General features: G+C 43.7%; 10 protein-coding genes. 9 read left to right on the top strand and 1 reads right to left on the bottom strand.

Translation table 11 applies throughout. The annotated features are described in order from the left end of the window. Positions 1-27 precede the first annotated feature (27 nt). The 9 genes from AM500_RS18200 (at position 28) to nagA (ending at position 10,691) form a co-directional block, all read left to right on the top strand. A complete protein-coding gene (locus tag AM500_RS18200) occupies positions 28-1,704 on the top strand; it encodes a DUF4091 domain-containing protein (protein ID WP_053600488.1) in 1,677 nt (558 codons plus the stop codon). Between the two features lie 53 nt (positions 1,705-1,757). Next, positions 1,758-2,489 carry a GntR family transcriptional regulator gene (locus AM500_RS18195; protein ID WP_053600487.1) on the top strand — a complete coding sequence of 244 codons (732 nt, stop codon included), beginning with the start codon at positions 1,758-1,760 and terminating at the stop codon, positions 2,487-2,489. Positions 2,490-2,553: 64 nt separating this feature from the next. Then, on the top strand, positions 2,554-3,417 hold the full coding sequence (locus AM500_RS18190; protein ID WP_053600486.1) for a class II fructose-bisphosphate aldolase: 864 nt from the start codon (positions 2,554-2,556) through the stop codon (positions 3,415-3,417). After that, positions 3,414-4,358 carry a 1-phosphofructokinase family hexose kinase gene (locus tag AM500_RS18185; protein ID WP_053600485.1) on the top strand — a complete coding sequence of 315 codons (945 nt, stop codon included), beginning with the start codon at positions 3,414-3,416 and terminating at the stop codon, positions 4,356-4,358. The genes AM500_RS18190 and AM500_RS18185 overlap by 4 nt, the downstream gene beginning before the upstream one ends. Next, a complete protein-coding gene (locus AM500_RS18180) occupies positions 4,355-5,383 on the top strand; it encodes an SIS domain-containing protein (RefSeq protein ID WP_053600484.1) in 1,029 nt (342 codons plus the stop codon). The genes AM500_RS18185 and AM500_RS18180 overlap by 4 nt, the downstream gene beginning before the upstream one ends. 19 nt (positions 5,384-5,402) lie before the next feature. After that, on the top strand, positions 5,403-6,299 hold the full coding sequence (locus AM500_RS18175) for an ROK family protein (RefSeq protein ID WP_053600483.1): 897 nt from the start codon (positions 5,403-5,405) through the stop codon (positions 6,297-6,299). Positions 6,300-6,332: 33 nt separating this feature from the next. After that, positions 6,333-7,466: a Gfo/Idh/MocA family protein gene (locus tag AM500_RS18170; protein WP_053600482.1), complete on the top strand. Its 1,134-nt coding sequence runs from the start codon at positions 6,333-6,335 to the stop codon at positions 7,464-7,466. Between the two features lie 61 nt (positions 7,467-7,527). Next, positions 7,528-9,315 carry a bifunctional metallophosphatase/5'-nucleotidase gene (locus AM500_RS18165; RefSeq protein WP_053600481.1) on the top strand — a complete coding sequence of 596 codons (1,788 nt, stop codon included), beginning with the start codon at positions 7,528-7,530 and terminating at the stop codon, positions 9,313-9,315. 176 nt (positions 9,316-9,491) lie between these two features. Next, positions 9,492-10,691 carry an N-acetylglucosamine-6-phosphate deacetylase gene (nagA, locus tag AM500_RS18160; RefSeq protein ID WP_053600480.1) on the top strand — a complete coding sequence of 400 codons (1,200 nt, stop codon included), beginning with the start codon at positions 9,492-9,494 and terminating at the stop codon, positions 10,689-10,691. A gap of 325 nt (positions 10,692-11,016) precedes the next feature. On the opposite strand, the gene AM500_RS18155 is transcribed toward nagA, so the two are convergent. Next, entirely contained in the window at positions 11,017-12,489 is a 1,473-nt protein-coding gene (locus AM500_RS18155) for a PAS domain-containing sensor histidine kinase (protein WP_053600479.1), read from the bottom strand. Positions 12,490-12,982 lie beyond the last annotated feature (493 nt).

Here is a 12,982-nt window from a genome sequence, read left to right as displayed (position 1 = left end):
GTATTTTCTACGGTTGGAGGAGACTGAATGGATTCATGGGTGATTGAAACTAGGTGCATACATTCTTTAATTAAAGTGTTTCCTGATCAGGATCTCACTGCAACACCTTATAAAAAGGGTTCAGCCTTATCGAATGAAACCTTTTCCTTTCAGGTTGCATACCGAGCGAAAGGAAAAATGATCAAGGATATTGGTATTGAGATTGAAACACAACTACTAGACAGCTTGGAACCGAGGGTAGTTGGCCTGGTGCCGTCGGAACTTCCTTGTTATGAAGACCCGGATGAGTGGATTCTCAGATCGACACCCGGACTCTACCCAGACCCGCTTCTTCCGATAACTGAAGAAGGGGTAATAGCATTCCCAAACCAATGGCGGTCGATATGGATAACTATTCATCTTGAAGGAAAATCAGTTGCCGGCCTCCACCCGATAACGGTACGATTCGTAAATCAGGAAGGCGAGGTGCTCGGGACGGAGGAATTTAAGCTGACGATTTTTCCTCAGCTGCTTCCTGAACAGAAGCTGATTCATACAGAATGGTTCCACACAGATTGCCTTGCGCTTCAGTACAATGTCAATGTGTTCAGTGAAGAACATTGGGAATTAATCGAAAGTTACGTAGAGACTGCTGGACGGCACGGAATAAACATGATTTTGACCCCTTTATTCACACCGCCCCTTGATACGGCAGTGGGGTCTGAACGTCCGACTGTGCAGCTTGTGGATGTACGGAAGGAAGGGGAGAACTATTCCTTTTCTTTTGAAAAAGTCGATCGCTGGGTTGAGCTTTGCAAAAGAAAAGGGATTAAGTACTTTGAATTTGCCCATTTTTTTACCCAGTGGGGAGCAAAAAGCGCACCCAAAATTATTGCCACTGAAAATGGTGAACAGAAAAGAATTTTCGGATGGGAAACTGATGCTGCAGGGAATGAATACAAAGCCTTCCTGGCGCAGTTTTTCCCTGAATTGAATAAGTATATCAAAAGTCGCGGGTTGGAAGAATGCGTTTATTTCCATGTGTCAGATGAACCGAGTTTGGAGCACCTGGAATCTTATTCAAAGGCAAGCCAGCTCATAAATCAGTATGTAAACGAATATCCGGTTATTGATGCACTTTCTGATTTTCAATTTTATGAGAAAGGTCTCGTCAAAAACCCGATTCCTTCGAATGACCATATTGACCCGTTCATCATGAATGAAGTGCCAAATTTGTGGACGTATTATTGCTGCTTACAAACAAAGGATGTTTCTAACCGGTTCTTTAACTTCCCTTCATCAAGGAATAGAATCATCGGTTTTCAGCTTTATAAGTTCGGAATTGCCGGCTTTCTTCACTGGGGTTATAATTTCTGGTTCACAAAATTATCAAAAGCTAAAATTGATCCGTTCAGGAACACAGACGCAGGTTATAGCTTTCCATCTGGGGATGCCTTTCTTGTCTATCCTGGAGAAACTGGTCCGATTGAATCGGTCAGGATGGAAGTGTTTTATGAGGCACTTCAGGACTTGCGTGCTCTTCAACTGCTTGAATCGGTAATAGGCAGGGAAGAAGTCATTCGATTTATTGAAGAAGGGTTAGAAAAACCATTAACCTTTTCAGAATTTCCGAGGGAGAATGACTGGATTCTGATCAAAAGGGAAGAACTGAACCGAAAAATTGGAGTTATGTTCAACAATAAAATAGCGGCAGAGAGCCAATAGTATTACTATAAAGTTAATGGATAGTTTTTTAGGCTTTGGAAAGGAAGAGGAACATGAAGATGTTGGATTCAAGCAGCTTTGTGCCGCTTTATCATCAGTTAAAGGAAATTATTTTGGAAAACATTGAGAACCATACCTGGAAACCGGGGGATAAAATCCCTTCAGAGCATCAGTTGGTGGACCAATATAATGTCAGCCGCAATACAGTGATAAGGGCAATTGACGATTTGGTGAAAGAAGGCGTGCTGTATCGTGTACAAGGGACCGGGACCTTTGTGAATAAACCGAAAATCGAACAATCCTTGTCAGGGTTTTACAGCTTTAGCCAGGTATTGAAAGAGAAAGGCCTGAAACCGAAGGATATTATCCTTGAAATAAGCGAGGGTAAGGCAAGCCAGAAAATTGCCAACGCACTAAAAATTAATAAAGACGAGCCTGTTGTTTTATTAAAAAGGCTTCGATGTGCTAATGATGAACCAATCATTCTTGAATCTTCTTTTCTTCCAAAGGCGATTGTAGATGACTTATCAAAAATAAAAAAGGTAGGAAGCGTTCCTTTATACGACGTCCTGACAGCAGATTTCGGCGTCCAGGTAACGTCGGCGAAAGAAACGTTCGAGCCTGTACTGATATTGGATTATGAAGCGATTCAACTAGGAGTGAAAGAAGGCAATCCGGCATTATTGCTCGAAAGGATTGCATACAATCAAAAAGGTCAGCCGGTGGAATATTGTAAATCAATTGTCCGCGGAGACCGCTGCAGGTTTTACACAGAGCTGATTTAAGCTCTGTTTCAACTGTACTTGACCCATCAACCCAACAACACTTTTTAAAGAGGCGGGGAAAAACATGGCTTTAGTATCAAGCAGGGAAATTATTTACGACGCTTATCAGAACAATTATGCGGTTGGGGCTTTTGCGGCACACAACCTTGAAATCTTAAAAGCTGTCTGTGACAGGGCAAACCGGTTGGGCGCGCCGATCATTATTCAAACCACACCGGGCACAATCAACTATCTTGGCTTAGAAAGAACCGTTAGCATGGTTAAAGCAACTGCTGAAAAAGTGGCTATTCCGGTCGCGCTTCATCTTGATCATGGCGATTCTTTCGAAACAGCAATGAAGTGCCTCCGGGCAGGATATACGTCCATTATGATTGATGGCTCCCATCTTGCATTCGAAGAAAATATCAAACTCGTAAGAAGTGTTGTCAATGCGGCCCTTCCAATGGGAGTCCCGGTGGAAGCGGAGCTTGGTACAATTGGCGGGGTTGAGGATGACCTCGATGTAGATGAGGCAAATGCAATGATGACGGATCCACAGTCAGCAAAGATCTTTGCGGAACAGACCGGAATTGACTTTTTCGCCCCAGCTTTCGGTACAGCGCATGGGCTATATAAGAAAGACCCCGAATTGAACTTTGGCTTGCTTGGGGAAATCAAAAAGCTCGTCTCCTTGCCAATTGTCATGCATGGTGCTTCTGGCGTTCCAGACCAGGATGTTATTAAAGCATTGTCTTATGGTGTTGCGAAAGTCAATTTTTCCACGGAATTGAAGGTGGCTTTTGCCACTGCGTTAAAAGGATTCCTTGACATACATCCGAACGAAAGTGACCCTCGCAAGTATTTCGTTCCTGCAATGGAGGCTGTAGCCGACATTGTCGAGAAGAAGATTGAATTGCTAGGCTCATCATCAAGGGTTGCCGTAAAATGATCCTAACTGTAACACTTAATGCCGCTATCGATAAAACTTACTGGATCCCCGGATTTAGTCTGGGCCGTACGAACAGGGTATTGAAGCAGGCAGCCGAGCCCGGAGGTAAGGGTGTAAATGTGGCAAAAGTCCTTTCGTCCCTTGGCGAAGAGGTGAATGTCACCGGATTTGTAGGTGGCGATACAGGCCAGGAACTGCAGAGGCTTCTTGGTGAATTCAATATTGGCCAGAGGTGGTTTGAGATTGATGGAGAAACACGCACCTGCCTGAATATCATTGATGAGGAATCAAATCGGGAAACAGAGATTTTGGAACAGGGGATTGAAGTAAGCAGGGAAGAGTGGGCTAATTTCCTCTCTGGCTTTAAAACGCTTGTTTCAGAGTGTGAAATGGTTCTTATATCCGGAAGCCTGCCTGCAGGATTGGAGCATAGTTCATATCGGGATTTGGTAGAGGTCATTAAAGCTCAAGGAAAAACAGTTGGCCTTGATACGAGCGGTTTGGCATTCAAAGAAGGCCTGAAGAGCAACCCTGATTTCATTAAACCCAATATTGCGGAGTTGAATGAGTTTTGTGGAAAGGCGCTTAAAGATGAAGATGAAATCATCCATGAGGCTGTAAAGTTATACAAAAGCGGGATAAACCATGTTTTTGTTTCTTTGGGAAAGGAAGGAGCAATTGGGGTTTCCGGTGAGGGTGTTTTCCGGGCGAAGGTTCCTCCGATAATCCCATTGAACACTGTGGGCAGCGGCGATGCCACTTTTGCAGGGATTGGTTATAATCTGGCCCGGAATGGCAATACGGAGCAATGCCTTAGGAGTGGAATGGCAGCGGGAATGGCCAATGCACTGCAGCAAAGGGCTGGACGTATTGATCTGGACGATTACATGGTTTTCGCAGCAAGTGTAGAAACACAAAAATTAGCAGAGGTGAGGTCATGAGTAATTATACATGGAAAGAAATTACTAGCCAGGGCGAAGCTTTACAAAAAACTTATGAGTTAATGGAGAAATTTGCCCTGCCAGTGATGAAGTATAACGAGATCCACGTTTTTACCGGGTGTGGCACTTCATTTTACCTTGCTCATTCGGCTGCAAAATACTTTCAAAAAGTCACAGGAAAAACAGCTGTGGCAGTTCCGGCTTCAGAAATATTTATGGATCCTGATACAGTATTTTCTAAGGACTCTTTCTACAGGCTGGTCGCGATTTCCCGCTCAGGTACCACATCCGAGGTTGTCAAAGCTCTCAAGCATGTAAATGGAAGCGAGAACATAAAAACCTTGGCCGTAACGTGCAATAAAGGGAGCGAGATAACCGCTTTTACAGAAGCAGCGATTGAACTGGACTTTATTAATGAAAAAAGTGTTGTTATGACGCAATCATTCTCTAATATGCTTTATTCTTTGCAACTATATGCCGCTTTGGTTTCCGGTAGCAAGGCAAAGATGTCCGTACTGGAGAGCGTGCCTGCATTGGCTGGCAGTGTGCTTGCTGATAAGGACCAACTGCGTCCCCTTGCTGAAAATGATAAGTTTAAAAGGTTCATATTCCTCGGGGCTGGTGTGTTTAACGGTCTGGCAAAGGAAGCAACCTTGAAGCTTAAGGAAATGACCCAAATAGAATGCGAAAGCTATTCGAACCTTGAGTTTCGTCATGGGCCGATATCCATTGTTGACAACGTGACTGTAGCTGTCCTCCTGAGTTCCGATTCTACCTTGGAATATGATGAGAGCCTTATTGCTGATATCCAAGGAAAGGGAGGGACAGTTGTAGTTTTTAGCAAAGAAGGATGCGGCCTGACAGGAGATATCAACATCCCAATTCCTTCATTGGAACCATCGGATGACTTGGCAGCAGCCTTCATGCCGCAACTCCAGCTCCTTGCCTACTACAAAGCTCTCGCCCTTGGATTGGATCCTGACAAGCCGAGAAATCTTACCCAGGTTGTACAAATCCAGCTGTAAACAAAGTGGAGGGGATCAGGTGGGTTATACATTGTCGGTTGATATTGGCGGAACGAAAATTGCCACTGGAATACTGAATGAAAACAGGATGTGGGTTGCCGAGCATGTGGAAAAGAGCAACTGTGCCACGGAAGAGACAATGTACTCCTCTTTGCTCGCAGCCATATATCAAGTTTTAAACAAATCGGGGCTTATGAAAAATCAGGTAAACAACCTGGGCGTTGCTATCCCGGGACAGGTTGATATGACAGAGGGGATTGCCATTTACTCGAACAATTTACCTTGGCGTAATTTTTATTTAGGTGATTTGTTGAAAAATGAATTTCCCACTGCTGTGGTCGGTTTTGAACATGACGTTAGGGCGGCAGCTGTTGGTGAAGCTGAAATTCGGAACTTCAATACAGGGCTGTTTGTATATGTTACAGTCAGCACTGGCATAGGTGCTTCCATACTGTTGGACGGAAAACCTCTCAAGGGATGCGGGATGGCAGGGGAAATAGGCTTTTTCCCGGTTAATGGGGGAACCCTTGAAACTTCGGCTTCAGGATCGGCCATGGAGAGAGAAACTGCAAAAGAATATGGCTGTAAATCTTTACAAGATGCTTTTGACCAATGGAACCAAGGTGACAGCTGTTTACATGCTTATTTTGATAAAAAAGCATCTGAGATTGCCAATGCGATTTTTCATGTTTCTGCCCTCCTTGATCCGGCAAGGTTTGTTTTGGGCGGCGGTGTCATAAACAACCAGCCCAATTTTTACGAATTAGTAAAAAAGCATTATATTTCACTTTGCCATCATTCTCTTCACCACGATTGGCACGAAAGGCTGGAACCAAGCCTCTTAAAAAACAAATCTGGCCTTTTTGGCGCCGCCTGCACAGTATTGCGGAGCCTGGAGGAAAATCTTCAGCCATAGCTTTAGAATTTGGCTTTTTTACAGGAGGATTATATGAAACTCGGAATAATCGGCTACGGGCTGCGTGCCAGCCATGTTGTCAGAGAACTAATAAAAGCCGAACCATCCTGCCAAATCAAGGCAATTGCGGATCCCAATCAAGAAACAATCAAGAAACAGCTGGACGAGAATGGCAGCCAGGTTAATTTCTATAAAACTGCAGATGAGATGCTTGATAAGGAACATCTGGATGGAATTGTTATTGGAACGAGGTGTTCGCTTCACACCGAGATGGCATTAAAAGTGTTCCCGACGGGCATACCACTCTTTCTTGAAAAGCCGGTGGCGATGAATATGGAAGACTTGTTGCGGTTAAAAGAAGGCTACAATAATTCTGCTTCGCCCGTTATCGTCTCGTTTCCGTTAAGGTTCACGGATATTGTTCAGCAGGTGAAGGCAATCATTGACTCAAGCCAAATTGGAACGGTCGAACATATCCAGGCGATAAATAATGTGCCCTATGGCGGGGTCTATTATCAGAACTGGTACAGGGATGAAGCGGAAACTGGCGGGCTTTTCCTACAAAAAGCTACCCATGATTTTGATTACCTTAATTTTTTGGCTGGCTCGATGCCGGTTACTATTTCAGCAATGGAATCCAAGCAGGTTTTTAAAGGGGATAAACAAGCCGGGCTGATGTGCATCAATTGTGAGGAACAGCTCGTTTGTGAGGAAAGTTCGGTTTTGAAAAGACTGAATAATGAGGAAGTTCACGGTGAATATTGCTGTTTTGCCACTGACACTGGCAACCATGATTCAGCAAGTGCTTTGATTCAATATGAAACAGGGATGCATGCTGTATATTCACAAAATTTTTATGCGCGAAAAGGTGCGAAAGCCCGTGGTGCCAGATTGATTGGGTACAGGGGGACAATCGAATTCGATTTTTATACAAACGTTATTAAGGTATTTATGCATCATACGAACAGGATTGAAACCCACGAGATTGATACAGGAAATACAGCTCATTTTGGAGGTGATGCCAGGCTTGCCCGAAATTATATTCAAATGATGGAAGACCGTGCTGAGTCGATTGCGCCACTTGAGTCAGGGATCCTTAGCGCCCTGATGTGTCTAAAAGCTAAGGAATCTGCGGAAAATAAACGTTTTGAAAACATTGTACTGTAGGGATGGCATTGGACAAAGGAAAAGGATGAGAGCAAACTTTCAATTCCAAGGAGGAGTATGTTTGAAGACTACTTTATCAAGAGTTAAATACGTATGCCTGACAGCCATTTTGCTTATTTCCATTTTTGTGCCGCTGCAGGGGCCTTCTGCCAAAGCTGAAGGAGAAAATCCAGACGGTCTTGTGAATCTTCAGTTGCTGGGAATTACCGACTTCCATGGGTACATACAGGCACTGAATGATACTAGTAACGGAACGATACCTTCACCTGATGGGCGATTGACAGTAGGCGGAGCTGCCTATATGGCAGCCCATTTAAACGAACTTGAAAAAGGGCACAGCAATTCCATCCGGCTCTCTGTAGGGGACAATTTCAGCGGATGGCCGTTTGAAGTGGCGGCCTTCAGGGATGAACCTACGATAGAATTGCTGAATAAGCTTGGAATTGAAATGACATCTGCCGGAAATCATGAATTGGATGAAACAGCCGATTACCTTACCAAGTATATTTCAAGAGGCAAATGCTTCGGCAAGCGCGGCATCGACAGCTGTTTCGAGGACTCCGATGGCAATCAATTCGCTGGGGCAGCTTTCGAGCATCTTAGTGCGAACATCCGTGACGCCAAATCGGGCCAGCTAATCATGAAGCCATATACAATCAAATATATTCCTGACGGAAAAGGCGGAAATCTCCCGGTCGGCTTTATCGGACTAACTACCGTGGAAACAATTCTTGGTACAACCTCATACCAGGAAGGAGCATTGATAGCTGATCCTCTTGTTGAAGCAGCAGAAAAGTATACAGCCGAACTCAAAGAGAAGGGTGTTGAAACGATAGTTGCGGTTGTCCATGAAGGCGGCACCCAGGACGGTGCAGGAAATTACAACACATGTTTGAATCCTAGGGGGCCTGTCATCGATTTTGCGAAAGCCGCTTCATCTGAGATCGATGCAATTTTTACCGGCCATTGGCATGCGGCATTCAATTGCTTCATAGACGATCCTGATGGCAACCCGCGTCCTGTGATTGAAGGAAGTAATCATGGCAGGTTAATAAGCGAATTTAATCTTTATATCGATCCAGAAACAAAGGAAGCTGTCAGGGAAAAAACAACTTCAACCAACCATCCTGTTACAAGAGATATTGAACCTGATGCGGAAATCGAACGGATGGTATCCTATTGGGTAGAGCGTGGAAAGGAAAGGGCAGCAGAGCATGTGGTCAACATAACCGGGGATATTACTCGCGCCCGCAATGCGAATGGTGAAAGCACTTTGGCGAATCTGGCGGCTGATGCTCATTATGCCGCAGGAAGGAAGGCGGCCCAGCCGGCTGAATTCGCATTGACTGCCAGTAGCCCGAACAGAGGGGACCTATTGTTCAAAAAAGGCAGCAATGAAGCCGACAGTGATGGAAAAGTACTATTCAGTGAACAATGGAATGCACATGGATATGCTAATCCTGTTGTCGTCGTAACGCTGACTGGACGCCAGATTGACCAGATCCTTGAAGAACAGTGGGTTACACAGGCGAATGGGACGGTCAAATTTTCACCGCTTGCAGTATCCCATAATGTCCGATACACGTTTGATGCTTCAAAACCGGTAGGCCAGCGGGTCGAACCGGAAAATGTCATCATTAATGGCAAAGTGCTGGATCCTGATAAATCTTACCGCGTTGCCGCTCTTGCTTACTTAATACGGGGCAATGACGGATACCCAACATTTAAAGGATATGCCAACCCGGTCAGAACAGAAGTCGATCATTGGGCATTCCTGTCTTATCTAAAGAGCCAAAAGGAAATTGACCCTTCTACCCTGGTGAACAGGGTAACTTCGATTGGCAACTGATTAAAATGTTCTAAAAGTACCGAAATACTAAAGACGCTGGAGCCATGTATTTCTTCCAGCGTCTTTATGCTATGATTTAGTTAAAAAATGCGGTAATACAGTTGCCTTGTCCAAGTCGTATTCCATACATACCATTCAAGTTCTAAAAGAATTCACGAAGGAAGGGGAAGTTACAGATGAGTGATAAAGTCCTGCTGCTTCATGGGAAAGTAGTGGTTGAGGATACAATCATCCCGGATGGCTATATTATGATTCAAGACGGACTTATTGCGTCCGTTGGAAATGCAGATGATTTGCCTCAAGTTGATCCGGATACAAGTGTCATTGAACTTAAAAGCGGATACGCCGTGCTTCCCGGATTTATTGATCTCCACATCCATGGCGCTGGTGGGGCCGACACGATGGACGGAACACTCCAGGCGTTGGAAACCATTGCGGGTATTCTTCCTGCCGAAGGTACGACCAGCTTCCTGGCAACAACTATTACTCAAGAAAAAGGGGAAATACGTCAGGCACTCCAGAATGCTGCTGCCTATATGGAAACGTACAATACACCTGGCAAAGCAGAGATTTTAGGAATCCATCTGGAGGGACCCTTTATCAATCCAGTAAGAAAGGGTGCTCAGCCAGAAAAATACATAGTTGAGCCTACTATTGACTTGTTCGAGGAATGGCAGAAAAGTTCCGGACATTCCATAAAGCTGGTTACCTTGGCCCCGGAACAAAAAGGGGGACTTGAGTTAATCCGGCATCTTGCTGATCAAGGGGTCGTCGCTTCCATAGGACACTCGGATGCGACCTACAGTAAATGCATGGAAGCTGTTGAGGCGGGGGCTAGACATGTTACCCATCTTTATAACGGGATGAGAGGTTTGCATCATCGGGAACCAGGCGTTGTCGGGGCGGCACTTTTGCTTGAACAATTAAAGATGGAAATGATTGTGGATGGTGTCCACTCAGCACCTGAGTCGGTAAAGCTTGCCATTAGGACTAAAGGCGTAGACGGTACGATCTTGATAACGGACGCGATGCGGGCAAAATGTTTGAAGGACGGGCAATACGATCTTGGCGGCCAGGAAGTCTTCGTTGAGGATGGGAAAGCTCTGTTGTCAAACGGTACACTCGCAGGGAGCATCTTGAAAATGAATCATTCCCTTAAGAATGTAATTGAATTCTCTGGTGTTTCTCTTCAGGAAGCTGTAAAAATGGCCAGTGAAAATCCAGCCAGGCAGTTAAATATTTTCCACCGGAAAGGGAGCATTGCCCCCGGAAAGGACGCAGATTTTGTTATCGTAGACGAAAATCTGGAAGTACAATTAACTTTCTGCAGAGGAAAAGAAGCTTTTCGAAGGGGAAAACCCAGTCAAGCTGACTAATAATCAAGAGTCTGCTGCAATATCGGCAGGCTCTTTTTATGTTCCAGTTTATGTGTCCTTAGTCCCCCAAAAAGAGGGGATTATTTTTCTGAAGTGGTCCGCATTCGGGCCTTTATTAATAAACGACATATATAATGGACAATAAGTTTTGACCATTACAGTGTAGTGTCAAGCTGTCAATTTAAATGTCATTGGGCTGCCGGTAATATGCTTTTCTTATTTCAATAGCTGAGGATTGTTGAATAAAGACTGCCTCATTAACTGATTTCTAAAATTAAAACTGATTTCTAAAATTAATTGGCGCATGGTTTTCCATGCGCCAAATTTATGTTGCCAGACATTCCAGTTCTATACTAATGGTTGTCCCGATGCCAGCCTGGCTTTCAATACTCATTTTTCCATTGTGTTCCTGGATAATTTTATTGCTTACTGTCAGACCGAGCCCAATTCCTTTATCTTTTGTTGTGTAAAATGGTGTACCAAGATAGCCAACAATCTCAGGAGCAATCCCTATCCCTTCATCAGTGAATGTGATTTGGACCAACGAGGGTTTTAGATGCTCTACCTCTATATAAACATTGCCTCCGTCGGGTATTGCCTCTATTGCATTTTTTAGGAAATTAACAAAAACCTGCTTAAGCTGGTTCGGGCTGCAAAGAAGTTCAATATCCCTGGAAGGAAATTTTGTTTTAATCTCGACATTGTGAAGAACAGCCTGCGGCTGCAGAATATTTATCGTACTTTGTATTATTGATGTGATTCCTGCCTTAACGTATTGCACAGCCTGCGGTTTAGCCAGTGACATGAATTCATTGACAATCATATCAATCCGGTCAAGTTCGCCTCGGATGATGTCGAGATATTGACGCTGTTTCTCGATGTCTGTGTTGTTGGACAGCAGTTTTGAAAAACCTTTCAGCGAGGTAAGTGGATTCCTGATTTCATGGGCTACTCCCGCTGCCAGTTGGCCAATGATCGACAGCCGGTCCAGATTGCGGATGGCAGATTCATTTTTAATACGTTCCGTAATATTACGTGCAACGGACACGTACGAAACAATCTCACCCCACTCATTAGTAATAGGTGAGATATTATATTCAAAGTAAAGTTGTTCACCTTCAGGCGATATAATTTCCCTAACAAAAAGGATGGGCTCTCCAGTAATTTTCCACTGATTTATTTTCCTTATTAACATTTCTGATTGTTCTTCAGAGATAAATTCTGATAGGCTTCTTCCAATGATAGTTGAAGGAGGCAGCCCAAATACCTTCTCAAGAGAGGGTGACGCGTAAATGATCGTCTTGTCTTTTGTATTGGAAACAATATGAATTAAATCAGTCGTATTTTCTGTAATAATCTTGTAAAGCTCCTGGCTCTTCTTCAATTCCCTTTCCAAATTCTTTTGCTCCGTTATATCCCGGAAAATACCAATCATTGCAATGATCTCTCCCGCAGTGTTTCGAAAGGGAGAATAAGAGACTGCTATATCAAGGACTTTTCCGTCTTTATGATAATATTGGAGGTTCAAGTTTGAGAAGGTATCCCCGGCTTTAACCTGTTCAACAAAGTCTCTAACCGTTCCCAAATTACTGAAGTCCTCATATTTACGCCCCAATAATTCATCCTGACTGTACCCAAAGATTGATGAATACATAGGATTTACTCGCAAGAAGCGGCCTTCCATGTCCACTATGGCAACACCGTCAACTGTACTATTAAGAAATAAATCTAATAATTTATCGGGATCGTATTCATTAGTATCTAAATGTTTGCCGAAGAGCGGATTACATTCGGACATGGCCTTTCACTCCTTAACAAAGGTATACTGCTTTCTCTATATTACAGAAACAAGTAACTGTTTGTCGATTAGACTTTTTAGTTGAGATTTAGATTAAAACTAAACCTTTTTTGTGAAAAGTTTAACAAACTTTATTGATTTGTGAAATAAGTCACAAACTTATTGTTAACATGAAATTACAATATAAACATAAGGAAAACAATTTAAACTTAGCGGCTTTAAAAACCTGGTATCCAGGAATAGGAGGTCCCTAAACATGAATAAAAAATAGTCATGCTCGGAAGTGGAAGGGCCGGTGTCAGTTACTCATGGATTTTCAATATGTGTCCTTAGGAATGTACAAAGTGCCCATAGAACTGCGAATAGTGCCCATAGAAGTGGGAAATGTGCCCATAGATTTTCAATAAGTGCCCATAGAAACGAAAACAGTGCTACCTTATAACCGGCATCCAGATCGACTGTTCTGCAACTCGGAATGGCATAAACAAAACAA

It is taken from the genome of Bacillus sp. FJAT-18017 (assembly GCF_001278805.1).
GTDB lineage: Bacteria > Bacillota > Bacilli > Bacillales > Cytobacillaceae > Bacillus_D.
This window is presented reverse-complemented; position numbering and strand designations above follow the sequence as displayed.